Origin of the sequence: Peribacillus simplex NBRC 15720 = DSM 1321 (assembly GCF_002243645.1) — a bacterium.
In the GTDB taxonomy this organism is placed as follows: domain Bacteria; phylum Bacillota; class Bacilli; order Bacillales; family DSM-1321; genus Peribacillus; species Peribacillus simplex.
The window spans coordinates 1,994,622-2,020,885 of record NZ_CP017704.1 but is presented as its reverse complement, the minus strand read 5'-3'; the positions used below and the strand labels follow the sequence as shown (position 1 = coordinate 2,020,885).

Genomic DNA, 26,264 nt, shown 5'->3' with positions numbered 1-26,264 from the left:
CGAAAAAATGCATGTAATCTAATGAATGGGAATTAAATGATTCGAATATGAATCAAATGATTTATATATGAATCAACACATGCATCTATTGATTTATATATGAATCATTTAAACTTGAATACCTTTAATATAAGGCTCATATAATTTGGCATGCATCTTGCTATATCTATATATATAAATATAAAAATTAACTAACTTGAAAAAAATCTTACATGAGAAGGGTGTTTTTTACATGATTAAAGAGACGACGGGTATTCAGGAATTAATCGATTTGGATAAAAAGCATTTTATTCATCCGACTACGGCAATCGAACAACAGCAGGCAGATGGTCCAAGTTTCATCTTTAAGGAAGGGAAGGGAATATATCTTACGGATGTCACGGGCAGGACTGTCATTGATGGCATGGCTTCACTTTGGAATGTGAATATTGGACATGGACAAGAAGAGATGGCTGATGTCGCGAAGGAACAAATGGCGAAGTTAGCTTTCACCTCAAGTTTCGCCACTTTCAGCAATGAGCCGGCAATCCGTTTAGCGGCCAAAATCGCTTCCATCGCGCCTGGGGATTTGAATGCAGTTTTCTTCACTTCAGGTGGATCGGAGTCGAATGATACGGCCATCAAACTTGCTCGTCATTACTGGCTTTTGAAAGGGCAGCCTAATCGTCAAAAAATCATTTCCCGCTCGAAATCCTATCATGGAGTGGCAATGGGAGCTACAAGCGCGACTGGCCTGAAGCCGTTCCGTGACTTCACGAATTCAATCGCACCGGATTTTTACCATGTGGACGGTTCCTCCATTGAGGAGTTGCGTAAGGTCATAGAACAGGAAGGACCGGAAACGATTGCGGCATTTATCGCTGAACCGATTCAAGGGGCCGGTGGCGTGAACCTTCCTCCTGAAGGATATTTTAAGGAAGTAAGGGAGATTTGTAATGAATACGGCATTTTAATGGTGACGGATGAAGTCATTACAGGTTTTGGAAGAACAGGGACTTATTTTGGGATTGAACACTTTGGTGTTGTACCTGATATGATGTGCTTTGCAAAAGGTGTGACGAGCGGATATGCACAGTTAGGCGGGGTCGTCCTGAATGATAAGATGCATCAGGATTTCATTGCCCTTTCAAAAGGTACGCTTTTACACGGCTACACATACAGTGGCCATCCTATGGCTTGTGCGGTTGCTTTGAAAAATATTGAAATAATTGAACGTGAAAACCTTATAGAAAATTCGAAACAGCGTGGTGAAGAGTTGCTTGCCGGCTTTAAGAAGCTTCAAAGCAAACATCCGATTGTTGGTGATGTTAGGGCACTTGGACTAATTGGAGGCATCTCCATCGTAAAGGACAAACAAACAGGCGAAGGCTTTGAGACACAACTTGCTCCAAGACTGGTTGCTGAAGCGGCGAAGAATGGTTTAATTTGCCGGTCTGTTACGTTTGATCAAGATACACTCGTATTCGCACCGCCTTTAATCATTACTAAAGCGGAAGTCGAAAGAATAATTGAAATCCTTGATGAGACATTTACTGCTGTCGAAAAAGAAATTTTATAAGAGGTGAAAGTGATGGTCATGACAGAAACGCTGAAAAAGAAATTATTCATTAATGGTAAATGGCAAGAAGCTGAAAAGTTCACAACACTAAAGTCTCCCTATAGCGGGGAAGTTCTAGCGGAAATTCCTTCAGCAAGCCTTGAAGATGTCGAGTTGGCAATAGAATCAGCCTATCAAGCTAGAAAAACAATGGCAGCTTTACCTAGTCATAAACGGGCTGCCATCCTTGAAAAGCTCGCTAGTCTTTTGGAAAGCCGCAAAGATGAGGCAGCTGAAATTATTGCAAAAGAGGCAGCGAAACCGATTAAAACGGCAATGGTTGAAGTATCCCGGACGATTGCCACATATAAATTTGCAGCAGAGGAAGCAAAAAGGATTCATGGAGAAACATTGACGATGGATGCTACAGCTGACGGAGAAGGAAGGATAGGATACACAGTCCGTGAGCCTCTAGGCGTTGTGGGTGCGATTACACCATTTAATTTTCCGATGAACCTGGTTGCCCATAAAGTAGGCCCTGCCATTGCTGCGGGAAATACACTTGTCCTGAAACCTGCTAGCCAAACACCGCTATCTTCGCTATTTCTTGCTGAACTATTAGCCGAAACGGATTTGCCGGCAGGTGCGTTTAATTTAGTTACCGGAAGCGGTTCGGTAATTGGTGATAAATTAGTCACCGATTCACGGGTGAAGAGCATTTCATTTACTGGAAGTCCAGCTGTCGGAATCGGGATCCGTAATAAGGCCGGGTTAAAGAAAGTGAGTCTTGAACTAGGTTCGAATGCAGCTGTCATCGTCGATAAAGGGATAAATATCGATAAAATCATCCAACGCTGTGTATCGGCAGCATTCGCTTTTCAAGGTCAGGTCTGTATTTCCTTACAGCGTGCATATGTTCATGAAGAGGTATATGATGAGTTCGTCAAAAAATTCACAGAAGCAACGAATGGCTTGAAACTTGGAGATTCTTTGGACCCGTCGGTGGACATTTCGGCATTGATCAGCGCTGGTGATGTACAGCGAAGCCTGGATTGGATCGGTGAAGCTAAACAACACGGTGCAATTGTTGCAGCAGGAGGTAAATCTGAAGGAAATATCCTGCATCCCACTGTGTTGCTGGAAGTGGATGCAATGCTTAAAGTATCTTGTCAGGAAGTCTTCGCTCCCATTGTTTTGATCAATAAGGTTTCGTCCGTTGAGGAAGCGATTGATTTGGTCAATGATTCCGAATTTGGATTACAGGCCGGGATTTACACAGAAAATATCAATCTGGCTCTTTCTGCCGCAGAAAAATTGGAAGTCGGCGGTGTTATCATTAATGATATCCCAACTTACCGTGTCGACAACATGCCATATGGCGGAGTCAAAAAAAGCGGAACGGGCCGCGAAGGGCTAAAATATGCCATTGAAGAAATGACGGAAATGAAACTGGTCATTATTAACCGAAATTAATCAAAAAAGAGATGAGCAGCTGCTCATCTCTTTTTTTTGAGCTGCGGGTTTCATTTTTCTATGAATCTTGAAAGAGGCTGAGATGAAGGATTGTCCATATGTTATGCAAAAATGAATAGGTAATTCACGGTTGAATTTAAATGAGACAGGAAAGGGCAAAAAAACGAGAGTTACCTAATATTTCAAACTGGCATGAATCTTGCTCATATCTAATATATAGGTAGATAACTTAAAACCGAGGAGGAATTTACATGCAGGAAACTTTGCAAAATAATACGAAAAAAGAAGGAACGGGAGCACTGGACTTAAAGATGTTCATCAATGGGGAATGGGTGAATTCGACTTCAGGTGAGAAGAGGGATGTATTGAATCCGGCTACGGGGGAAGTTATTGCCAAAGCTGCGGAAGGAACACAGGAAGATGTGGATGCAGCGGTCGAGGCAGCAAAATATGCTTTCTATGAAGGTGGTTGGTGGGGAACTCCTGCGGTGGAAAGAGCGCGCATTTTATTCAAAATAGCCGACAAAATAGAAGAAAAAGCTGAAGAACTAGCTGCGTTGGAAACATTGGATAATGGGAAACCATTGCGTGAGGCTCGTTATGATATAGCGGATTCAGCAGCCTGTTTTAGATATTATGCAGGATTGGCTACAAAACCGACAGGTCAGACTTTTGAAGTTCCTGACGGTCAGCAAGCGATGGTCGTAAGGGAACCAATCGGTGTATGCGGGCAAATCGTTCCTTGGAATTTCCCTCTAATGATGTCAGCCTGGAAACTGGCTCCGGCGCTTGCTGCAGGAAATTCCGTTGTGTTCAAACCATCTGAGATTACTCCGGTGACAGCGGTCAAACTATTTGAAATCATGGATGAAGTCGGATTGCCAAAAGGTGTCGCAAACCTTGTGTTAGGAGCGGGGCCAGTTGTCGGACAAGCCATTGCCGAACATGAGGAAATCGATAAAGTAGCCTTTACAGGAGGAACGGCAACAGGACGTAAGATCATGGAGGCTTCAATGGGGAACCTAAAGAAAGTGACATTGGAGCTCGGCGGGAAATCGCCTAATATCGTATTTGCGGACTCTGACTTTGAGACTGCTGTTGATTATGCTCTATACGGGATTTTCTGTAATCAAGGACAAGTGTGTTCAGCAGGCTCCCGTTTATTGTTGGAAGAGTCCATTTACGATCAGTTCATTGCAAGTCTTACTGCGAAGGCGAAAAAGATCAAAGTAGGTTCAGGTTCTGATGAAAACAGCCAGATGGGACCTATCGTTTCAGAAGCCCATATGAACAAAATATTATCGTATATCCAAATCGGAAAAGAAGAAGGTGCCAAAATAATCGTCGGTGGAAATCGAATTAAAGAAGAAGGCTTGGATAAAGGTTACTTTGTCGAACCTACTATTTTCGTTGATACGACACCGGACATGCGGATTGTACAGGAAGAAATTTTTGGACCGGTGCTTGTCGTTCAAAAGTTCAAGGATGAAGCGGAAGCTCTTCGACTTGCCAATGATACGAAATATGGTTTAGCGGGAGCGGTGTTCACGAATGATATCGCAAAAGCGTACCGTGTCATTAAAAAAGTGCGTGCTGGCATCACGTGGATAAACTCATATCATCCTACTTATAACGAAGCTCCTTGGGGAGGGTTCAAACAAAGCGGAAATGGACGCGAACTGGGAACTTTCGGTTACGAAGCTTATACGGAAGTGAAGCAAATCAATAACAACTTGGATATCCAGCCAACAGGTTGGTTTGATGAAGAGTAAATAGCTTACTGAAAAGGCTGTTCCTTGTGGAACAGCCTTTTTTTGTGGAATCGGAGATATATTCCTAAATTCGCAGATAAAATGCCGGAACCGCAGATATAATCCGAAAACCCGCAGATAAAATGCCGGAACCGCAGATATAATCCGAAAAACGGAGATAAAATGCGGGAATCGGAGATATATTCCTAAATTCGCAGATAAAATGCGGGAATCGGAGATATATTCCGAAAACACGCAGATAAAATGCCGGGATCGGAGATATACTCCTAAATTCGCAGATAAAATGCCGGAACCGCAGATATATTCCGAAAAACGGAGATATAATCCGAAAACCCGCAGATAAAATGTCGAAATCGGAGATATACTCCTAAATTCGCAGATAAAATGCCGGAATCGGAGATATAATCCGAAAACCCGCAGATAAAATGTCGAAATCGGAGATATAATCCGAAAACCGCAGATAAAATGCGGGAATCGGAGATATAATCCGAAAACCCGCAGATAAAATGTCGAAATCGGAGATATACTCCGAAAACCGCAGATAAAATGTCGAAATCGGAGATATAATCCGAAAACCCGCAGATAAAATGCCGGAACCGCAGATATATTCCGGGAATCGGAGATATATTCCGAAAACCCGCAGATAAAATGTCGAAATCGGAGATATACTCCGAAAACCGCAGAAAAAATGCCGAAATCGGAGATATATTCCTAAGTTCGTAGATATATCCAAATCTTGATTACCAAACATGGATTTACTTTTGTTGGACTTTTTCAAGATCCACCCGTCCTGAAAAGAAAACGGCGCCATTACCCATATCTGAGAGTCGATCTGGGGTAAGGGAATTGATGTGTTGTTTTGTTTCAGGTGTGTTCTGCCACAAGCCTTGGCTGACAAGAACGCCGGGTAACACATTTTCACCGGGAGCAGCGGTAAGCAAACATTCACCGCGACCGTTCCAGATTTTAACCATATCTCCTGTGACTATCCCCATTGTTTTGGCATCAGCGGCATTCATGTGCAGTTTCGGTTCCTTTTCCAATGAGATATGTTTTGCATTATTTGAAAAGGTTGAATTCAAGAAATTGTGATTAGGTGCCGGAATGAATAAAAATGGCAGGTCGCTGTCTTTTATGATTGGCGTATATGTTGGCAAAGGCTCGTATCCATGCTGCTTCATCCGTTCGGAATAAAGTTCGATTTTACCGCTTGGTGTCGGGAGTTTGCCTGGGAACATCGGCTGCATCTTGGCTTTGACAAATTGATTCCTTGAAAGGGTGTCATAGGTGATGCCTTCTAAATGCGGGTTATCGGGAAAATTCAGTGCCTGCCGTATCATATCTTCCTCTGAATCTCTAAATGCTTGTTCCCCAAATCCCATTCCAACGGCTAACAGTTTGAACAATTCAACATTCGATTTTGACTCGCCATATTTTTCAACTACAGGTTTTTGTATTTGTACGTAATTATGCCAGTATGAATTATAAAAATCCTCCGTTTCATAAGATGATGTGGCAGGAAGGACGAGGTCAGCAAACATGGCCGTTTCGGTTAAGAATAGGTCATGTACAACTGTGAATAGATCTTCCCGCATTAGACCATCCTGCACCTTATTTGCATTCGGAGCGACAAGTGCTGGGTTGGAGCCATATACAAACATGGAGCGAATCGGGTTTTCTTTTTCCAGAAGAGCTTGACCGATTTGGTTCATATTAATGGTCCGGGTAGCTTTATTATGCAATAAATCAGGACGTCTTAAGGCATTTGTATTAAAAGCCAGATATCCTGAATTCCCTTTGATGGCTCCGCCGCCTTCAACCATCCATTGGCCGGTAAGTGCAGGCAGGCAGGCAATGGTACGTATCGCCATGCCGCCATTGTCATGGTGCTGCAGGCCATTTCCTATCCGAACGAATGATGGTCTTGTGGTGCCGTACATCCTGGCTAATTCATATAAGTCATCAATAGGAACGCCAGTGATCGCGGATACTGTCGCAGGATCATATTGGCGGACGTGTTCGCGCAATTCAGCTGCACCCACTGTGTATTCATCGAGAAAGGGCTGGTCGACTAAATTCTCGGCATATAGAATATGCATTAATCCGAGGGCGAGCGCACTATCGGTGCCAGGCAGAATTGGTATGAACCAATCAGCCCACTTGCCGGTTTGATTTTTATGTACGTCAATGACAATTACTTTGGCCCCGTTTTTTCGGGCTTGTTGGGCAAACGTAACTTGGTGCATATTAGTGCTCACAGCGTTAATGCCCCACATGATGAAAAGCTTTGTGTGAATCGTTTCTTCTGGGTCGGTGCCGAATGAACCACCCATTGTATAGCTGTATCCGACTGAGCCGGCCGCGTTACAAATGGAACGCTCGAGCATGCTTGCACCGAGTTTGTGGAAAAAACGGCGATCCATCCCCTCTGCGCTGAGGTTGCCCATGTTTCCGTAAAAGCTGTAGGGGAGTATGCTTTCCGGTCCGTGCATTTTGATCAGGTCTTTCCATTTTGAAGTGATTGTGTCAATGGCCTCATCCCAGCTGATTGGAGCGAAATTCCCTTCTCCTTTTGGACCGATTCGTTTTAATGGCTGCTTTAAGCGCTTGGGGTCATATAGGCGGGCAGTCATGTTTCGGACTTTGTTGCAAATATTCCCTTTGGTGACTGGATGATCAGGGTCTCCTTGAACTTTAATGATTTTCCCGTCTTTTTTGTGCAGCAGTAAACCGCATTGATCAGGGCAGTCAAGAGAGCAAACAGAGGGAAAGACTCCATCTGGCTGATTGATATAGGATTGCATGGCGTATTCCTCCTAATAATTTAATCTAATAAAATGAATTTTCTTAATTATATTGAAAGTGAAATCGTTGATAGGTGCAAGAACTTCTTAACATATGTTTTTTTTTCTGATAAGCTTACAAGATGAAAATTAACCTATAAATAGGAGGATTCATTTTTGGAATATGGAATTATAATATCAATTGGAATATACATGGCAGGCATGCTGTTAATTGGTTATTTGGCCTATCGGAGAACGGCCAACTTAACCGATTACATGCTTGGCGGCCGGAACTTGGGCCCAGCTGTAACTGCATTGAGTGCAGGTGCTTCCGATATGAGCGGCTGGCTGTTGATGGGTCTTCCCGGTGCAATGTACATAAGCGGGTTAAGTGCTGGCTGGATTGTCATCGGCCTGTGTGCAGGGTCTTATTTAAACTGGTTATTCGTGGCGCCGCGACTTCGGACATATACGGAAGTGGCCGGCAATTCGATTACGATTCCCGACTTCTTGGGAAATCGGTTTAAAGATGGCTCCCGTGTCTTAAAAGTGGTATCAGCATCGGTCATTTTAATTTTCTTCACCTTTTACACCTCTTCAGGCATGGTAGCAGGCGGTGAGCTTTTCCGCTCGGCTTTCAATTTGGATTACCGGTGGGGCATCTGGCTGACGGCGAGCGTCGTTATTCTTTATACGTTATTTGGTGGATTCTTGGCTGTTAGCTGGACGGACTTTGTACAAGGTACAATTATGTTCATTGCCTTAATTCTAGTACCAGTTGTCACGATTGTAAATATTGGTGGCTGGGATCCTACCTTCAATGAAATAAAATCGATTAACCCGAACCTATTGCATGCATTTGAAGGAACATCGACCATTGGCATCATATCTCTTCTGGCATGGGGGCTTGGTTATTTCGGGCAGCCTCATATAATCGTTCGATTCATGGCGGTTTCATCTGTTAAAGAATTGAAAAGTGCACGGCGAATCGGTATGGGCTGGATGATTTTTGCTATCGTCGGAGCGATGTTCACCGGATTGGTGGGAATAGCTTATTTTAACCTGACAAACAGTCCTTTAGGGGAAAAAAATGCTGAGTCCGTCTTCATCATTTTAGCAAAAGAACTATTTCCTTCTTTAATTACAGGCTTCTTGTTGGCTGCGATTTTAGCAGCGGTCATGAGTACGATTGCATCACAGCTGTTAGTATCGGCAAGTGCTTTGACCGATGATTTCTATAAGCAGTTCATTCGGCCGAAGGCATCTGATAAGGAATTAGTGCTGGTAGGTCGGTTTGGTGTATTGGCGATATCTGCCATTGCCCTATTGTTGGCTTTTAATCCAAGCGGTACGATCCTTAAATTGGTGGGTTATGCATGGGCTGGTTTTGGAGCGGCATTCGGTCCTGTCATTCTGTTAAGCCTGTACTGGAAACGGATGACGAAATGGGGAGCCCTTGCGGGAATGATTGTCGGTACGGCAACCGTGATCGTCTGGGATATGATCGATAAGTTCGCTGAAGTATACGAAATCATTCCTGGTTTCATCGCTGGTTCAATAGCGGTGGTCGTTTTCAGCTTATTATCGGCCAAGCCTACAAAAGATATAGAAGAAGAATTCAATCAAGCCATTAAAAACCTCTCTTGATCATTGAAGTTCCAGTTAAAATGCTGCTGGATTTTTTAACGATATAAAACAATGAATGCAATATATATGGTACAATATCCATAGAGTCCTTATGTTGAAAACATGAGGGCTTTTTTTGAGTGATTTGGGAATAATAAACCAAAAACAATACAAAGGAAAAAACATGAACCAATCTCATAAAATTGCATGTAAAGTGGCTATTATATATATAATCATTGGCGTCTTATGGATTTTCGTTACGGATTACATCTCTATGACACAGGCAAACGCAGATGTTCAGATATATGCAATGTTTCAGCATTCCAAAGGGTGGATGTTCATTTTCATAACTGGGCTTTTCCTATACTTCATAATCAGGTATTGGACGGGGAAAATGTTGAGGTCCCAGCAGGAATTCATACTGAAGGATGAACAGTATCAGTCGTTGTTCAAGCATAACCCGGATTGTGTCCTTGAGCTGAATCTCGAAGGAAATGTCGTTTCGATAAACCCGGAGGCTGAAAAACTGTTAGGTCATAATAGTGACAATTTGAAAGGCAAGAATGCGAATCATCTCATCAACTGGAATGAAAGTGATAAAGTTTCTGTATTCTTTATGCAGTCCCTTCAAGGGGAGGCTGTAAAATTCGAAACGACCATCCAAAATAGTAGTGATGAAAAAAGGATAATCCGTGTAACCTTTTTACCGATCATCGTTCAAGCGGAAATGCTTGGAGTATATGCAATCGTTAGGGATATTACTGAATTGCGGCGCGAAGAGGAATTGATGATCATGTCTGAAAAGCTATCTGTTATCGGACATTTGGCTGCGGCCGTCGCACATGAGATAAGGAATCCACTGACATCGTTAAAAGGATTTGTACAGTTAATGGATATGACCCAGGAAGTAAACCCGCTGCATTCTGATATCATGTTGAAGGAAATTGACCGAATTAATATTATCTCAAGTGAACTTTTGGTTCTCGGGAAGAAACAGGATGTCGCATTTTGCAGGATCGATCTTGCCGACAGTTTACAACAGGTATTCACGTTGATGAAAGCAGAAACGAATTTGAATAATATCGAAATGGGGTTCAGGGTTAAAACCGCCGAACCGATTTATATTATGGCTGATTCAATTGAACTTAAACAGTTGATAATCAATATCGTCAAGAACAGCATTGAAGCGATTGAGGATAATGGGAAGATTGATATATCGCTGCAAATCATCGATGGACAAGCTGTGGTCAGCGTGAGTGATAATGGCATGGGTATGGTGCCCGAGCGCCTTGAACGGATTGGTGAGCCTTTTTATTCGACGAAGGAAAAGGGCACAGGGATTGGGCTTGCAATTTGCCGGAAGATCGTTCATCGCCTTCAGGGGGAAATGCATTTTGAAAGTGAGATAAACAAAGGGACGACGGTTACAATTCGTATTCCGTTGGCTACAGGACAAGAATAAATGGTACTATGAAAGATAGGAAAAGTTTTATATTAAAGGAGAACGATATGAGCGAATTACCTGCATTAGTGAACGATAGAAAATCATATATACAAGAGGTCTGGAAAAAGTCCGGATTCGGACAACTTACTCCGATTCAAACGAAAGCGATTCCCGTGATTGTCGAGGGAAAAGATATCATGGCCGAATCACCGACTGGTACAGGAAAAACATTAGCATATTTACTGCCATTGCTGGAAAAAATAGATCCTGAAAAAAAATCGCCCCAAGCTTTGATTCTGGCATCATCACGAGAACTGGTCATGCAAATCAATGAAGAAATTCGCATTTGGTCAGAGGGAAGCGGCATAACGGGTGCAGCATTCATCGGCGGTGCTAATGTGAAAAGGCAGTTGGACAAACTGAAGAAGCATCCACAAGTGATTGCTGGGACACCTGGACGGATTTACGAATTGATTGCCCAAAAGAAATTGAAGATGCATGAAGTTAAGACGATAGTACTTGATGAAGGTGACCAATTGATCACTCCGGAGCATATGGGGACGATCAATAATATTATTAAAACTACGCTAAAAGACCGGCAAATAATGGTTTTTTCAGCGACCCTGCCAGAGGAAACGGAAAAAGCGGCCCGGGGATTCATGAATGAACCCGAAATGATCAAGGTCGATAAGCATGAAAAAATGGAATCAAAGGTGGACCATCTTTACTTTGTTGTTGAGAGACGGGAAAAGTCCAAGATTCTCGAGAAAATCACAAGAATTAAAGATGTGAAGGCCCTTGCCTTCCTGAATGATATAGCAGAGCTGAGCGTCTTACATGAAAAGTTGAGTTATAAAGGTATTGAAATGGGCGTGCTTCACGGTGAATCCAATAAAGTTGACAGGGAGAAAGCGCTGCGCAAGCTTCGTTCCGGAAAATCCCCAATGCTGATAGCAACGGATGTAGCGGCAAGGGGGCTTGATATTAAAGGTCTTACTGCGGTCGTTCATATTGATATGGCTGACAACATTGAACAATATATCCATAGATCCGGGAGAACTGGGCGTGCAGGTGCAGATGGCACTGTCATTTCAATCGTAACGGAAAGAGAAGAGCGAGAGTTGAAAAAAATGGCTCGTGAACTGGAGATTCCATTAACGAGAGTAACCTTCTATGGTGGAAACATCGTAGTCGATGAATGATTCGGAAAAAGGGACAGCCATGGCGGCTGTCTCTTTTTTTATAAATGCCCGTTAAGATTTAAAATTAGAAAGTTGCTCATTTTGCAGAATCCACACTACATGCCTTTTCCACTGCCTGAATATGGTGGGCTTCCCAGTTAACCAAAAAGATGCCGATGAAAATGAGCGATCCTCCAACTGCAACATACCAGTGAACAGGCTCATCCAGCAAGAGGTAGCCAGATAGGACACCGAAAAAGGGAGCTAGAAATAGGAAAGCGCTTGTTTTTGCTGGATCACCGTTTTGTAATAGGAAATACCAAACCGAAAATTGAACGATGGATGCCATGATGGCCAGCCATAACAAAATAATGATGGATGCCTGGGTAATCTTGAAAAAGGGCTGTTCAAAAAGAAATGATCCAATGAGCAGGAGAATACCCCCGCACAGCATTTGATAGGCTGACATGACCCAAGTGTCGAAAGTATGTCCCCAATTTTTCATCAATAGGGTTGCAATCGACCAGGAAATGGCTGACATCAATCCAAGGAGGGTGCCGGTCTTCAAATCAAGATGTGCGCCCATTGTGATAAACACGCCGATAAAGCCGAGCAAAACCCCTGACCATTGTTGGAGGGTGTATAACGTTCTAAGAAATAACGTGCCAAAAATGACCACTAATAATGGGTTCATGAATGTCAAGATCGAAAGTTCCCCGGCTGAAATGGTCCTTAAACCTACAAAGATGCATCCCATGACACCAGCTGTCTGGAAAAAACCGATGATACTCAATTTCGTCCAATCCATAATCTTTTTTGGATGCGGGCGCTTGATGAGCTTAACGACAATGGCCATGATGAAACCTGCTAGGATGAAACGAATCGCTGCAAGTAACATGGGGGAAGTATATGCTAAACCAATTTTTCCTATTGCGAATGATGACCCCATTAAAGCAGTCGTTAAAATGACCAGAAAACCAAAAATGAATTTGTTCATCTTTTGCACTCCCAAAATCTTCAACTATAAATATTAGATTGTTAAACTATATCATATTTACTAAATTCAGGAGTTCATAAATGAGGGATAATCATGAATGAAAACGCTTCCTTTATATGGTTTTTTGACATATGATAGCAATAGACATAGGTTAGGAGGAGACGGTATGACAGGAAAGTATAAACAGTTTGAAACTGCAGTCATCCATGAAGGATATGACTCGAAGAAGCATTTAGGAAGCTTGGCAACACCCTTATTCCAAACCTCGACATTCACTTTCGAAAATGCCGAGCAAGGGGAAAGGCGTTTTGCCGGTATGGAAGATGGATATATTTATTCTCGCCTTGGAAATCCAACGGTACAAGTGCTTGAAGAAAAGATTGCCGCTTTGGAAGGCGGGGAAGCTGGCCTTGCTTTCGGTTCAGGCATGGCTGCCGTTTCAGCAGTACTTTTTGCGTTAACAAAAACAGATGACCACATCCTGTGCTCACAGGGGTTATATGGTTGTACATTTGGCCTTCTGCAGCTAATGAAAAATAAATACCGCATCACTCATGATTTTTGTGAAATGGATACAGAAGAACAGGTAAGGAATATGATCCGGCCGGAAACGACCTGCATATATGTAGAAACCCCGATCAATCCGACGATGAAATTGATTGACTTACAGATGGTGGTGAGAGTTGCGAAGGAATATAATGTGACGGTCGTAGTCGATAATACGTTTTCGACGCCCTACCTACAGAGACCGCTTGAATATGGCTGTGATATCGTCCTTCATAGCGCTACGAAATATCTTTGCGGGCATGGGGATGTCGTTGCGGGCCTTGTCGTCGGTAAAAAGGAATTCATGAATCATGTAGCTGGGACTACACAGAAAGATATCGGTGGAATCATTTCACCATTCGATGCTTGGTTACTATTGCGGGGGTTAAAGACCTTGCCTGTCAGGATGGACCGTCATTCGGACAATGCAATGGCAATCTTTCATGAACTTAAGAAACATCCAAAGGTGAAAAAGGTATATTATCCAGGTGATGATGCTTCACCGGATCATTATATAATGCAAAAACAGATGAAACATGGCGGCGGTCTTATCTCTTTCGAATTGCATGGCACAAAACAGAATGCACAGGAATTCCTCAATAAATTGAAACTTATCAAAATTGCTGTCAGTCTGGGGGATGCCGAAACATTGATCCAGCATCCCGCTACCATGACGCATTCTGCCATTCCTGAAGATTCGCGTGAACAAATGGGCATCAGTGACCAACTGGTCCGTCTCTCAGTTGGCCTTGAAGCTTGGCAGGACGTCTGGCAAGATCTTCAGCAAGCATTTTAACTACCATATTCCTTATTCAGTTCCTTCTATTTTTAATGAATATGGTGATGGATACGATAAAAGTGATGGCTGCCAGGATATAAGAAATGTCTGTGATTACCGGATAGGCGGCGATATTTCGTATCCCGATGCCTATGAACGCCCAAACGAATACGAGTGGATAGCACCAATCCCGGTTTTTACCTGCAAAGACAAAGGCCAGGATTGTTGCTGCAATCAGCAGGACAATCGTCCAGGTTAAACTGGAAAGCCCAAAACCGTCCCATTTGATATAGGTGAGGTAATAAGAAATGTCAGCGATGGTTGCAACACTTACCCAGCCTGTATAAACGGAAAACGGAAATAGGTCGAAAGTAGTGTGCTCCACTTTTTTTATACTTGTATAAATGACCACTAAAGTAACAAACAGAGCAATGATAATGAATACGGATAACAGAAAGTGCTCGTAGTGCCAAGCCAAAAGCCAAGCGCCATTTAGGACACAGCTTAAAGCGAACCATGGAAAGGATGCCTTATAAGCAGGGCTGTTTTGATGTTTACTTAAAAACTGCCTGAATACCCAGATGGCGAGCAGAAAATAGATTAAGCCCCATATGGAAAATACATAACCGGCAGGAGTGAAAAGGACATCCAGTTTATCGGAAATCTCTCCTGATGTTTGGCCGTTCAATGGCAGGGAATTGGCTAAAAAATTCATCGTGACGACGAACAGATAGAAAATCAAGTTTATGATGGAAATAATCATGGGCTTCCTCCTTGTATGAATTGTGATCCTGCTAAGCTTATTCCACATATTTAGCCTGGTTAACCTTTTTGGAGCACACCGGGGGTACTTGGGGGTCATTTTTCCATAAAGAGAGGAAGTTCCTGTAACAATTGAACCATTTAAGGTTAGAAATTTTACATCTTCACTTTATGGTGATAAAATATTCAAAGATTCATATTATTTTAGTCCTTCGGGGTCGGGTGAAAATCCCAACCGGCGGTGATGAAGAAATTCTAAGCCCGCGAGCCTGTTAAAGGCAGGATTTGGTGAGATTCCAAAGCCGACAGTACAGTCTGGATGGGAGAAGGACGTGTGGAACCCAAGTGTATACGTACGCCTAATTTTTCGAAATGAAAATATTAGGCTTTTTAGGTATACAATTTTTTTCACTCATTTCTCCTGCTAACTCCTTAGGTCATCCTAAGGGGTTTTTTATATTTTATAAAAGGGGGAAAAACATGTTTACGGGAATCATTGAGGATATCGGTACCGTGCATTCCTTGAAAAAAGGAAAAAGCAGTATGGAGTTATCGATTCGTTCTGAAAAAATCCTTGAAGATGTGCATCTGGGGGATAGTATTTCAGTCAACGGGGTCTGCTTAACGGTAACGTCCTTCACGAAAAGTTTGTTTACGGTCGATGTGATGCCGGAAACGGTCAAAGCTTCCTCGATCCGGACGTTAAAATTGGGATCACCTGTAAATCTCGAACGAGCCATGAGTGCACAGGGAAGGTTTGGAGGTCATTTTGTTTCAGGTCATATCGACGGGACCGGAACAATCATAAAAAAAGAACGGAAAGAAAATGCCGTATATTATGTAATCCAATTGGAAGAAGGGCTTAGTACTTTTTGCATTCCAAAAGGTTCCGTGGCCATTGATGGAACGAGCTTGACGATATTTGGGATTGAAAGGAACCTTTTGACTGTATCATTGATTCCATTGACTCATCAGGACACCATATTGGGACAAAAAACGGCTGGTGATATAGTTAACATCGAAAACGATATGATAGGGAAATATATAATACATCAAATGAAAAATGGCAATCCAAAACCAGGACTGAATTTAGAGTTTTTGGCAGAGCATGGATTCTAATAAAAGGGCGGTGTAATGATGTTCCATACAATAGAAGAAGCAATAGAAGATTTGAAGGCTGGAAAGGTAGTAATCGTATCCGATGATGAAGACCGTGAAAATGAAGGGGATTTTGTAGTGTTGGCCGAAAAGGCGACACCGGAAGCGATTAATTTCATGGCGACTCATGGACGTGGTTTGATTTGTACAACCATCACTGAAGAACTGGCAGCGAAATTGAAACTGCATCCTATGGTAGGAGAAAATACCGATCATCATGGCACAGCTTTTACGGTAAGTGTCGATCATAAAAGCACCTCTACAGGAATCAGTGCTTTTGAAAGGTCCTTGACCATCCTTGAGCTTCTTAATGAAGATTCGGTGGCTGAAGATTTCCAAAGGCCTGGTCACACTTTTCCGATAGTCGCTAAAGAAGGCGGCGTATTAAGAAGGGCAGGACATACGGAAGCATCGGTGGACTTGGCAAAGTTATGCGGTGCCGCTCCAGCTGGTGTCATTTGTGAGATCATGAATGAGGATGGATCGATGGCCCGCGTATCCGATTTAGAAGTCATCGCTGATAAATTCAACCTGAAATTCATTACGATAGCCGATTTGATTCGGTATCTTCAACAAAATGATACAATCGGGAAACAGGAACTTGAACTGAACATCCCAAAAGCTTGAAGGGTTTTAAGGAATTAAATCTTAACATAAAAAAATGATATTGTTTTTAAAAATTAGGAGGAATTGGACATGGGGAAAACTATTGAAGCACAATTAATCGGATCAGGATTGAAAGTCGGTATCGTGGTAGGAAGATTTAATGAGTTTATCACAAGCAAGCTTTTAGGAGGGGCATTGGATGGCCTTAAGCGTCATGGCGTTGATGAGAATGATGTTGACATCGCGTGGGTCCCGGGTGCTTTTGAACTTCCGTTAATTGCTAAGAAACTTGTGAATACAGGTAAATATGATGCAGTAATCGGTCTTGGAACGGTAATCAGGGGTGCCACTTCACATTATGATTATGTCTGTAATGAAGCAGCTAAAGGCATGGCTTCCGTTTCATTGGAAACAGGTGTACCGGTTATCTTCGGTTTGCTGACAACTGAGAATATTGAACAAGCCATTGAACGTGCAGGAACAAAATCAGGTAACAAAGGCTATGAAGCTGCTGTTAGTGCCATTGAAATGGCCAACCTTGGAAAATTGATAGAACAGTGATTTCACATAAGGAAGCCGCAGGGATTACATTCCTGCGGCTTTTTTTGATGTGCCGGATCATGTTAACTTTCTTAAACCATTAAGCAATTCTTCAGAGTTCGTAAAGTTCCTAACCATTTGATCGATTAGCAATGCTGACCTTCGACACTCACCGCAACCTCTACAAAGGAAGCGGCATTCTCTTCTATGATGAAAGCTACATTGGCAATTTCATTTGTTGCTGTGCACTTCCTCGGATATTTTCCCTTCTAGTATGGACGTTTTCTTGAAGCCCATAAAAAAACGGTCAATCCTTTAACGGACCGGGTGATCTTATCAAGCATGGCCGATTGTTTGATTTCTGCTTTCTGGCTCATTTCCAATTCTAACAACGCGACGTTTATGGATGCGACTCCAATCAAACTTAGAAGGATGGAGAGGGCGCAAGTGGTAAGAATTATGGGAAATAAAGAATCATTAGGGGATTTTCGAAAAAAAAACCGAACAAAAGCATCACGTAATGGAAGCATGTTAAAATATGCGGATATGATTATGCTACAATTGTAAAGATTGCAATTGAAATTCATGACTTTAGGGAAAAGTAAATTTATTAGTTATTAGGAGGGGTTTGTGTGTACCATCTCTTTACACATAATGATTTAGATGGAGTCGGCTGCGGCATTGTAGCTAAGCTGGCATTCGGAGAAGAAGTAGTGGTTAGTTATAATTCGATTGGTCGCCTTAATCAGAATGTAGGAGTATTTCTTGAGCAGGCTAAGATTGAAGATACATTGATCGTTACTGATCTATCGGTTGATGAAGATAACGAAAAAATGATTACTCAGTTTGTGGAAGATGGAGGCAAGGCGCTGCTGATTGATCATCATAAGTCAGCACTGCATTTGAACGAACATGATTGGGCATCTGTAACTGTCGAACAGGAAGATGGTAAACAGACGGCAGCGACATCATTATTCTATCAGTATGCAGTTGAAAATAAATTGCTGGAACCTTCAAGCATTGTCGCTGAATTCGTTGAATTGGTCCGTCAATACGATACCTGGGAATGGGAAGTCAATAAAAATACAACGGCAAAACGATTGAATGACCTGTTTTTCATGATTCCGATAGAGGAATTCGAAATGAAAATCGCAAATAAGTTGTCGACGGCTGAAAGTTTTACTTTTGACGAAGTGGAGCAAACCCTTCTGAATGTTGAAGAGAGTCGGGTAGATCGGTACATAAACAGGAAAAAAAGAGAAGTCTATCAGGCTACTGTCGGTCCCCATACAGCTGGTGTGGTCCATGCAGAGTCATACCACTCAGAATTGGGTAATGAATTGTCGAAAGAGTTCTCACATCTGGATTATATAGCCATCCTGATGGTAGGAAGTAAAAGAATCAGCTTCCGGACAATCCACGATGATATAGATGTTTCTGAGGTTGCTGGCAAGTACGATGGAGGCGGCCACCAAAAAGCCGCTGGTTGTACCATGTCCGAAAAGGCATATAGCCAATATGTCGAAAAGACCTTCTATGCCGAGCCCCTTAAACGAGACGCACATAAGAATCAATTGAATGTAAAAGAATCCCCCGAGGGTTGCCTATATTCAACGAGAGACAAACAGGACATATTCATCTATGAGGATGAAGAAGAGGAATGGATAGTTGAAATTAACGGAAAACAACAGAAAAAAACATTCGATACATTCGCGGAAGCGGAAAAATACATGAAGCGGAAATACGCTGCATGGCTGACCCATGATGAAAGATATGAAGAGTTTGTCAATAAGGGATGAATAGGAAAGCGGCTGTCCGAATGGGACAGCCGCTTTTCATGATTTACCTTTTAAGCGGGACAGGATGAACGATCGTCCGCGATGGTTTTTTTGGAATGGAATTTTGACGATGAAGAATTGCATTGATTTCTCCGCCTACCACAAAGATCAGACCACTCAAATACAGCCATAGCATCAAGATGATGACGCCTCCTAAACTGCCGTAAGTGGAAGAGTAGTTGGCAAAGTTACTGACATAGAATGAAAATCCAAGTGATATTCCCAGCCAAAGTACAGTTGCGGTCACTGCCCCTGGGATGACATGTTTAATGGGAAAACTTTTATTCGGTGCAAAGCGATATAAAAAGGCCAGGACAAGTGAGATGATCACAACCGCGATAACCCACCGTAATAAGCTGAATAATATTTGCGTTTCTTCAGGGATCGGAATGACTTGCTGTAATAAATCGATGATGACTTTTCCGAAGACGGGGAGACCCAACATGACGATGAATGCTACAACCAGGCCTAATGTCAATACAATGGAAATGAAACGGGCTTTAATGAAATTCCTTGTTTCCTCAACATCATAGGCGATATTCATGGAATGGATGAACGCATTCATTCCATTGGAAGCTGACCATATGGTGCCAAGGAAACCAAAAGTCAGTAAGCCACCGTTCCGTTCAGATAATATATTGATGATATTTTTCTCGATGACTTCCATCGTTTCCGAAGGCATGAAGGTTTTTATCGTGTCAAGGGCTGTCTGAATATCGATGTTCAGATAAGGTAATATGGACAGCAGTAAAATGAGCAAAGGGAATAGTGCCAGTAAATAGTAATAAGCTTGTTCTGCTGCCAGGCCCGTCACACGATCTTCCTTTATTTCTTTAATCAGTTTCTTTGAAAATTTTATCGACTTATTCATCTGGGCATCACTCCTGAATAGTTACTTAGGTTATCTGCTTCTTTTCCCTCTGTTACTGTAAGTTAATCCTAAAAAGAAAAGAAATTGAAAGCTCTAATCCGCACGCTTGTAGAAGCTTTTGACAATGACATAACCTGCAACTACTCCAGCGATCGAATGTAACGTGGTTGATCCATTTGCTCCGTAATAACCAAAAACAAATTTGGAAAGAGGCTTTTAAATGCTTCATTAAGGATGACCAACCTTAGCCAATTCACTTACCAATGCCCATTTTTTTAAAGGTTTTGCAGAATTCGGGGAATGGCGAGTATCATGCCTAGAAAAACCGGGAGTGAAGATTCGTACAGCAAGTATCCCTAAATCTCGAAAGTTTCGCGATTAACTGTAAATAGGTACTGTTGATACTTTAAGCCTATGAATAATACGGCCAAACACTACTACTAGTATGATTTTATGCCCCCTTTATAACAAGGATAATAATATTCGAAAAATCATGGAAGTGAGTTGTAAATGGTAAACAGAAAAAAGGCCAGACAGCAATGTCTGGCCTTTTCAGACTGTAGACAAACTCGATGAAAATCGAGTTTGTCTACAGTTTTTTTTTGGCTTGTACAAATTTGGACGTTGATTTCCACTTCAGGCACTCGCTTTCCGCGGGCGGTCCGGGAGCCTCCTCGGCGCACTTGCGCCTGTGGGGTCTCCCTTGGACTCGCTATTCCCGCAGGAGTCTCGCACCTTCCGTTCCAATCAACTATGTTTTAAATTTTAGATGGAACTCCTTTTGTCTATAGTCTTTTTTGTTTTAAAATAGAACTATTAAAACTTGAGGTGATGAGGATGCTTTCGAAACATAATTCTATTCAGCGAGACCAACTTGAAATGATTACTTTAGATCAACTGGTGCCGGCGAATCATTTGGTTCGTAAAATTGAGGCTTCTATTGACTTCACTTTCATTTATGACTTGGTGAAAGATATGTATTCAGAGGTAGGACGCCCAAGTATTGATCCAGTTATTTTAGTTAAACTGACATTCATTCAATATACCTTCGGTATTCGTTCCATGCGTAAAACGATTGAAGAAGCTGAAACAAATATGGCTTACCGTTGGTTCTTAGGCTATGGTTTCCATGATAAAGTACCTCATTTCTCAACGTTCGGGAAAAATTATGAGCGACGCTTTAAAGATACAGACCTGTTTGAACAGATTTTCTATCGCATCTTAATGACAGCTGCTGATAGAAAGTTAATAAGTGCTGAACACGTATTCGTCGATTCCACACATGTGAAAGCCAATGCGAATAAGCGCAAATTTGAAAAGAAAATCGTACGCAAAGAAACACGAGCATATCAAGGGCGTCTTCAAGATGAAATAAATCAAGATCGTGAAAACCATGGTAAGAAGCCTTTTCCACCAGATAAATTTGATAAGGAAGAAACCAAAGCAATTAAAGAAAGTACTACGGATCCTGAGAGTGGCTACTATGTGAAAGATGAACGAACAAAACAGTTTGCCTATTCATTCCACGCGGCCGCAGACCGCAACGGTTTTGTATTGGGAACGATTGTAACACCTGGTAATACACATGACAGTCATATTTTGGAGCCACTTATTGAGCAAGTGATTGAGAAAGTTGGAAAACCAGAAGCAGTTGCAGCAGATGCAGCTTATAAAACACCAGCGATTACAAGCTACCTATTTAACAAAGAAATCACACCTGCTTTACCTTATACACGTCCTCGTACAAAAGAAGGGTTCTTTCGCAAACATGACTATGTTTACGATGAACACTTTGATTGTTACCTTTGCCCTTCGGGCGAAACTTTAAAGTACACAACAACAAATAAAGAGGGCTATCGCGAGTACAAATCGCCAAAACAAATTTGTGCAACATGCTCATTTTTATCACGGTGTACAGAAAGCAAAGACCATCAAAAAGTAGTGACACGGCATATTTGGCAAGCATATGTGGAAGAAGCAGATCATCTGCGTCATCATCAAGAGGTAAAACCTATATATGCGAAACGCAAAGAAACGATTGAGCGTGTATTCGCAGATGCAAAAGAAAAGCATGGTATGCGTTGGACTACTTTAAGGGGACTTAAAAAATTGTCGATGCAAGCGATGCTTACTTTCGCTGCCATTAATTTAAAGAAGATGGCCACTTGGACATGGCAAGGTCCTAAAATGGCTTAACATAGTGGCTCGAAGAGCCCAAATCTCTTAACCTTTGGTCAAAATTTCAAAGGGAATTTCAAAAGGGGTTCGGAATTTTTAATTCCGAACCCCTTTTGTCTACAAACTGAAAAGGCCAGACAGCAATGTCTGGCCTTTTTTCACTATTGCACTTCTTTTCCATGTTCCTTTTGAACCTTCGGAGGGGTCCATTTGAAGACTTTATTTAGGATGTTATAGATGTGTTTGGATTCTTTTGTAAGGATCGGCCCAAGAATCGCTAAGGTCAAAACATAAAGTGCCGCAAACGGGGTTAGTATAGGCATTAAACCGCCAGCAATGCCTAAGTTGGCTAAAATAATGGAGAATTCGCCGCGTGAAACGATCGTTAAACCGATGTTTGCGGAAGCTCTGTGAGATAAACCGGATTTGCGTCCGGCAATCATACCAGCGGCAAAGTTACCGATTATGGTGATGATGACGGCTCCAAGAACCATCCAGACAGCTCCACCAAGGGTCGTCGGATCGATACTCAAGCCAAAGCTGAAGAAAAATATGGCCCCGAAGAAGTCTCTGAAGGGAATGACAAGTTTCTCAATCCTGTCGCTATGTTCCGTCTCAGAAAAGACTAGGCCGAGCAGTAATGCACCGATGGCTTCCGCAACATGAATCGTTTCCGAGAAACCGGCAATGAAGAATAGTAATGCGAACACAACGATGATAAAAATCTCATCGGAGGTTATGTTGAATAATTTGTTAAGGACCCCAGATGCTTTCCGGGCGATAACAAAAAATATCAGCATATACCCAATCGCGATAAATGTAGAAAGTAATGTTCCCCAAACGGAACCAGAAGAGCTTAATACCAATCCGGATACGACTGATAAATAAACAGCGAGGAAGATATCTTCAAACATGATGATGCCAAGGATTAGCTCGGTTTCATTGTTACCGGTCCTTTTAAGGTCCACAAGTACCTTTGCCACAATGGCACTTGAAGAAAAACTGATGATCCCGGTTAATATCAGAACCTCTTTTAATGGAAGGCCAAGCAGGAAACCGTACAGCAAGGCCATTCCCACGTTGATTAAAATGTAATAGGTTCCGCCTGTCACGATATTTTTCCCGGACTTCATAAGCTTTTTGACGGAAAATTCAAGCCCTAGGTAAAACAGAAGGAATAAAATACCGACACGACCGAGGAATGCTAAGATTTCATCACTTTCAATGAAACGCAGGTCAATTAATCCGAAGTGCGGGGCATGGGGGCCAACGAGCATCCCGATGATAATTAATAGTGGAACATTTGATATTTTGAATTTACCTGCAACGAGAGCAGCTAATGCTACTAGAAGTAGGGCAGTTCCCACTTCAAAGACTAAATGGTCCATATGAGCTTAGTCACTCCTTTCGTCGGTCAATAATTCTCTTATAAGGTTACGGATATCTTTTCTTTCACCGGATATCACAAGGGTATCGCCTGTTTCGATGATGGAGTCAGGACCAGGATTATTCAGTTGTTTTTTTCCTTTTTTAGAATGGGCGATGACGGTCACGTTATAATTGCTCCTGATATCAATCGATCCGATCGTTTGATTGATGGCCTTTGAACCCGGTTCGACTTTGAACCATTCAATCACCAAGTCACCCAATGACATTTCAATCGTTTCAAGTGCTTGTGGTTTATAAACCATGCCGCCTATGATGGAAGCCATTTGCCGGGATTCCTGATCGTTAAGGGTGATGCTTGATATGACATCTTCATGCTCATTATCAAAATGGTATAATTCCCGACGGCCGTCATCGTGAATGACGATTACTAACTTTTCATCATTTCTCGTTATGATTTCGAATTTTTGGCCAATACCAGGAAGTTCACTTTCTCTAATTTTCACTGGAATTCCTCCTTAAAATGTTGGTTAGAGTAATAGAAGATAGCAGAATGTTTATAAGTTAACGTCAATGTTCGTCTTGAATTTCTTCTCCTTTGATATGCCGATGTATTTTAATGTCTCCGATGGACTGGAATGATGGTAGTGCTTCTGTATCAAGGCCAGTGACACTCCTTGTTTATAGGCATGGTAGCCAAAAGTTTTACGCATCGAACTTGCTCCGAATTTGCCTGTCAGCCCTGCACCTTCCACAGCATCATGGATGATTCGATGTGCCTGTTGACGTGTAATCGGCTTTTTTGTCTTAGGGGAAAGAAATAAAAATTGACCTTCGATAACCTTCGAGCCTTTAAGGTATTCTTGTAAGGCGGTACGGACTTTCAGGTTCAAATAAATTTGGTTGACTTCGTCATTTTCCGTCCGTTGCTCATAGAACTCCTTGATTTTGCCCGTTTCATCCAGAACGCTGGCGACGGTGATTTCGAGCATTTCATTTATCTTCATACCTGTATTGATGCCGAGTACAAACAATAAATAATCCCGACTGGAGTGAGCGCGTAAGTATGTTTTTATTTTGCTGATTTGATTGATATCCTTAAAGGCTTCTACATATTCCATAGATCTTCTCCTCTTGCCAATGTAACATAATTACATTATAACACAAGTTATGTAACATTGCATGCAATAGGTCCTGCGGGATTGATTCCTATCCAAACAGTAATGCATGCTGTCGAACGTAAAAAAACCTTTTCCTTATTCTCTACTCAAACGAGGTAAAATATTTCAGGGAAGTTATTTAACGTGAGATTGCTGTTTCCATCATGGGGGACATCAGCCTGGAATGAAAAAAAAGAAACCCCAAGTTGGGGTTTCTTTTTTTTAGTACACGGCTTTTTGTAATTTGTGAATGACCTCAAGTGAAAGCCCGGTTCCGATGGCAACTGATTCAAGCGGGTTATCTGCAAGTTGGACTGGGACGACAATTTCATTCGTCAGCCATTCTTGTATCCCGTTGAGAAGTGCACCTCCGCCGGATAAGATGACACCTTGATCGACGATATCCCCGCTCAATTCAGGAGGACAATCTTCCAAAGTGGCCCTGATTGCTTCTAGTATATGAAGCAGCGATTCCTGAATGGCTTCCTGGACGTCAGTGGATGATATTGTAATCGGCTTAGGAAGACCCGTTACAAGATCGCGGCCCCTGACTTCCATGGTGATCACGGAATGTTTAACGAGTGCGTAGCCGATTTCTTTTTTTATTTCCTCGGCTGTTCTTTCCCCAATCAGCACATTATGTTTTTTTCTAACATATTGGCTGATATCTTCATCCAATTGATCTCCGCCAATTCTGATTGAATTGCAAGAAACGACGCCGCCATAAGAGATGATTGCGACCTCAGTCGTTCCACCGCCGATATCAACGATAACATTGGCAATGGGCTCTTCGACAGGCAGGCCCGCACCGATTGCTGCTGCTACTGGTTCCTCGATAAGGTGGACCTGTTTCGCTCCGCAGCTTTTGACTGCATCCTGAATGGCCCTTCTCTCAACTGATGTGGAACCTGATGGTGTACAGACCACTACACTAGGTTTGCGTATCGATAAACCTAGGGCCTTACTTGCTTTTTTCATGATTTCCCGAAGCATTTGCGCGGTCACATCAAAATCCGCAATGACACCATCCTTAAGCGGACGGATTGCCACAATATTTCCAGGTGTTTTCCCGATCATGTTTTTTGCATCCACACCGACTGCCAATACTTTATTAGTCTCTATATCAATGGCCACCACAGATGGCTCATTAAATACGATTCCTTTATTTTTACTGTAAACTAGCGTATTTGCAGTTCCTAAGTCAATGCCTATTTCTGTATTTGATAACATCTAGTCACCCCTCCATAAGAGTTTGACCCCTATATACTCATTCTACCTTTTATATCGAGTTTGTGGGGGTGGGAAATCTAGTAAATGGTGGAAGTGTTGAGCTATTCCTTTTCATAGAGCGAAAACATGATGAATTATAAAAGTGCACTGGCGATGGCAAGCGCGCCAAAAACGGCAAATGTCCAATTGTAACCAATCAATCCTTACATCGGAATGGCTAATGGCGCCAACATTCTGCTTATTGTAAGACGTAAACTGGATGCTGCAAAATATTGTTCCCTCATATGTGCCGTTTTTAATATATTTCACCACTGCACCCCTCGCTCAAGTCGAAAACAAGTGTGGATGGCAGCTTTGAATCAGCTTATTTTATGTTAAGATATAGATGAAAATCCGCT

General features: G+C 42.2%; 19 protein-coding genes, 1 pseudogene and 1 riboswitch. Of the genes and pseudogenes, 12 read left to right on the top strand and 8 right to left on the bottom strand.

Translation table 11 applies throughout. The features are described 5' to 3' along the window. Positions 1–232: 232 nt before the first annotated feature. From BS1321_RS09610 to BS1321_RS09600, 3 genes are all read left to right on the top strand, one after another. Complete coding sequence (locus BS1321_RS09610) at positions 233–1,558, top strand: aminotransferase family protein (RefSeq protein WP_063235343.1); 1,326 nt, start codon at positions 233–235, stop codon at positions 1,556–1,558. An 18-nt stretch (positions 1,559–1,576) separates the two neighbouring features. Next, positions 1,577–3,010 (top strand): aldehyde dehydrogenase family protein, encoded by a 1,434-nt coding sequence (locus BS1321_RS09605; protein WP_063235350.1) that lies wholly within the window; start codon positions 1,577–1,579, stop codon positions 3,008–3,010. Positions 3,011–3,261: 251 nt separating this feature from the next. After that, positions 3,262–4,782: an aldehyde dehydrogenase family protein gene (locus BS1321_RS09600; protein ID WP_063235344.1), complete on the top strand. Its 1,521-nt coding sequence runs from the start codon at positions 3,262–3,264 to the stop codon at positions 4,780–4,782. A gap of 755 nt (positions 4,783–5,537) precedes the next feature. Here BS1321_RS09600 and BS1321_RS09590 read toward each other — a convergent pair. Continuing rightward, the gene (locus tag BS1321_RS09590) at positions 5,538–7,586 is read right to left on the bottom strand and encodes a molybdopterin oxidoreductase family protein (RefSeq protein ID WP_063236438.1); all 2,049 of its coding nucleotides are present in this window, start codon (positions 7,584–7,586) and stop codon (positions 5,538–5,540) included. Between the two features lie 156 nt (positions 7,587–7,742). Between BS1321_RS09590 and putP the strand changes: the two genes are divergently transcribed. From putP to BS1321_RS09575, 3 genes are all read left to right on the top strand, one after another. Next, the gene (putP, locus tag BS1321_RS09585) at positions 7,743–9,212 is read left to right on the top strand and encodes a sodium/proline symporter PutP (protein WP_063236437.1); all 1,470 of its coding nucleotides are present in this window, start codon (positions 7,743–7,745) and stop codon (positions 9,210–9,212) included. 115 nt (positions 9,213–9,327) lie between these two features. Beyond that, positions 9,328–10,653 (top strand): ATP-binding protein, encoded by a 1,326-nt coding sequence (locus BS1321_RS09580; protein WP_063236436.1) that lies wholly within the window; start codon positions 9,328–9,330, stop codon positions 10,651–10,653. 47 nt (positions 10,654–10,700) lie between these two features. Further along, the gene (locus BS1321_RS09575) at positions 10,701–11,837 is read left to right on the top strand and encodes a DEAD/DEAH box helicase (RefSeq protein WP_094246599.1); all 1,137 of its coding nucleotides are present in this window, start codon (positions 10,701–10,703) and stop codon (positions 11,835–11,837) included. A 76-nt stretch (positions 11,838–11,913) separates the two neighbouring features. Here BS1321_RS09575 and BS1321_RS09570 read toward each other — a convergent pair whose 3' ends face one another. Next, positions 11,914–12,813, bottom strand: coding sequence for a DMT family transporter (locus tag BS1321_RS09570; protein WP_063236434.1), 900 nt, complete (start codon positions 12,811–12,813; stop codon positions 11,914–11,916). Positions 12,814–12,979: 166 nt separating this feature from the next. On the opposite strand from BS1321_RS09570, the gene megL reads away from it, so the two are divergent. Beyond that, complete coding sequence (gene megL, locus BS1321_RS09565; RefSeq protein WP_063236433.1) at positions 12,980–14,155, top strand: methionine gamma-lyase; 1,176 nt, start codon at positions 12,980–12,982, stop codon at positions 14,153–14,155. A gap of 16 nt (positions 14,156–14,171) precedes the next feature. On the opposite strand, the gene BS1321_RS09560 is transcribed toward megL, so the two are convergent. Further along, entirely contained in the window at positions 14,172–14,900 is a 729-nt protein-coding gene (locus BS1321_RS09560; protein ID WP_063236432.1) for a TspO/MBR family protein, read from the bottom strand. Positions 14,901–15,103: 203 nt separating this feature from the next. Then, positions 15,104–15,234, top strand: a riboswitch (FMN riboswitch). 145 nt (positions 15,235–15,379) lie between these two features. Between BS1321_RS09560 and ribE the strand changes: the two genes are divergently transcribed. The 4 genes and pseudogenes from ribE (at position 15,380) to BS1321_RS09540 (ending at position 19,002) form a co-directional block, all read left to right on the top strand. Further along, complete coding sequence (gene ribE / locus BS1321_RS09555) at positions 15,380–16,018, top strand: riboflavin synthase (RefSeq protein ID WP_063236431.1); 639 nt, start codon at positions 15,380–15,382, stop codon at positions 16,016–16,018. An 18-nt stretch (positions 16,019–16,036) separates the two neighbouring features. Next, a pseudogene (gene ribB, locus BS1321_RS09550) lies at positions 16,037–16,675 on the top strand (3,4-dihydroxy-2-butanone-4-phosphate synthase); the annotation flags it as partial. A 78-nt stretch (positions 16,676–16,753) separates the two neighbouring features. Next, the gene (gene ribH, locus BS1321_RS09545) at positions 16,754–17,224 is read left to right on the top strand and encodes a 6,7-dimethyl-8-ribityllumazine synthase (RefSeq protein WP_048685088.1); all 471 of its coding nucleotides are present in this window, start codon (positions 16,754–16,756) and stop codon (positions 17,222–17,224) included. A 611-nt stretch (positions 17,225–17,835) separates the two neighbouring features. Next, entirely contained in the window at positions 17,836–19,002 is a 1,167-nt protein-coding gene (locus tag BS1321_RS09540; RefSeq protein ID WP_063236429.1) for a DHH family phosphoesterase, read from the top strand. 43 nt (positions 19,003–19,045) lie between these two features. Here the strand turns inward: BS1321_RS09540 and BS1321_RS09535 are convergent, their stop codons facing one another. Further along, complete coding sequence (locus BS1321_RS09535; protein ID WP_063236428.1) at positions 19,046–19,912, bottom strand: YihY/virulence factor BrkB family protein; 867 nt, start codon at positions 19,910–19,912, stop codon at positions 19,046–19,048. Positions 19,913–20,749: 837 nt separating this feature from the next. Between BS1321_RS09535 and BS1321_RS09530 the strand changes: the two genes are divergently transcribed. Further along, a complete protein-coding gene (locus tag BS1321_RS09530; protein WP_063236579.1) occupies positions 20,750–22,108 on the top strand; it encodes an IS1182 family transposase in 1,359 nt (452 codons plus the stop codon). Positions 22,109–22,251: 143 nt separating this feature from the next. Here BS1321_RS09530 and BS1321_RS09525 read toward each other — a convergent pair whose 3' ends face one another. The 4 genes from BS1321_RS09525 to mreBH form a co-directional block, all read right to left on the bottom strand. Then, positions 22,252–23,478, bottom strand: coding sequence for a cation:proton antiporter (locus BS1321_RS09525; protein WP_063234691.1), 1,227 nt, complete (start codon positions 23,476–23,478; stop codon positions 22,252–22,254). A 6-nt stretch (positions 23,479–23,484) separates the two neighbouring features. Then, positions 23,485–23,982 carry a cation:proton antiporter regulatory subunit gene (locus tag BS1321_RS09520; protein WP_063234692.1) on the bottom strand — a complete coding sequence of 166 codons (498 nt, stop codon included), beginning with the start codon at positions 23,980–23,982 and terminating at the stop codon, positions 23,485–23,487. 51 nt (positions 23,983–24,033) lie between these two features. Then, on the bottom strand, positions 24,034–24,597 hold the full coding sequence (locus BS1321_RS09515) for a tyrosine-type recombinase/integrase (protein WP_063234693.1): 564 nt from the start codon (positions 24,595–24,597) through the stop codon (positions 24,034–24,036). A gap of 261 nt (positions 24,598–24,858) precedes the next feature. Then, entirely contained in the window at positions 24,859–25,866 is a 1,008-nt protein-coding gene (gene mreBH, locus BS1321_RS09510; protein ID WP_063234694.1) for a rod-share determining protein MreBH, read from the bottom strand. Positions 25,867–26,264 lie beyond the last annotated feature (398 nt).

Bases quoted from the DNA above. Each gene is read 5' to 3' on its own strand.
- BS1321_RS09610 (WP_063235343.1), top strand. From the start codon at position 233: ATGATTAAAGAGACGACGGGTATTCAGGAATTAATCGATTTGGATAAA.
- BS1321_RS09605 (WP_063235350.1), top strand. From the start codon at position 1,577: ATGACAGAAACGCTGAAAAAGAAATTATTCATTAATGGTAAATGGCAA.
- BS1321_RS09600 (WP_063235344.1), top strand. From the start codon at position 3,262: ATGCAGGAAACTTTGCAAAATAATACGAAAAAAGAAGGAACGGGAGCA.
- BS1321_RS09590 (WP_063236438.1), bottom strand. From the start codon at position 7,586: ATGCAATCCTATATCAATCAGCCAGATGGAGTCTTTCCCTCTGTTTGC.
- BS1321_RS09575 (WP_094246599.1), top strand. From the start codon at position 10,701: ATGAGCGAATTACCTGCATTAGTGAACGATAGAAAATCATATATACAA.
- BS1321_RS09570 (WP_063236434.1), bottom strand. From the start codon at position 12,813: ATGAACAAATTCATTTTTGGTTTTCTGGTCATTTTAACGACTGCTTTA.
- megL (WP_063236433.1), top strand. From the start codon at position 12,980: ATGACAGGAAAGTATAAACAGTTTGAAACTGCAGTCATCCATGAAGGA.
- BS1321_RS09560 (WP_063236432.1), bottom strand. From the start codon at position 14,900: ATGATTATTTCCATCATAAACTTGATTTTCTATCTGTTCGTCGTCACG.
- ribE (WP_063236431.1), top strand. From the start codon at position 15,380: ATGTTTACGGGAATCATTGAGGATATCGGTACCGTGCATTCCTTGAAA.
- ribH (WP_048685088.1), top strand. From the start codon at position 16,754: ATGGGGAAAACTATTGAAGCACAATTAATCGGATCAGGATTGAAAGTC.
- BS1321_RS09535 (WP_063236428.1), bottom strand. From the start codon at position 19,912: ATGAATAAGTCGATAAAATTTTCAAAGAAACTGATTAAAGAAATAAAG.
- BS1321_RS09530 (WP_063236579.1), top strand. From the start codon at position 20,750: ATGCTTTCGAAACATAATTCTATTCAGCGAGACCAACTTGAAATGATT.
- BS1321_RS09525 (WP_063234691.1), bottom strand. From the start codon at position 23,478: ATGGACCATTTAGTCTTTGAAGTGGGAACTGCCCTACTTCTAGTAGCA.
- BS1321_RS09515 (WP_063234693.1), bottom strand. From the start codon at position 24,597: ATGGAATATGTAGAAGCCTTTAAGGATATCAATCAAATCAGCAAAATA.
- mreBH (WP_063234694.1), bottom strand. From the start codon at position 25,866: ATGTTATCAAATACAGAAATAGGCATTGACTTAGGAACTGCAAATACG.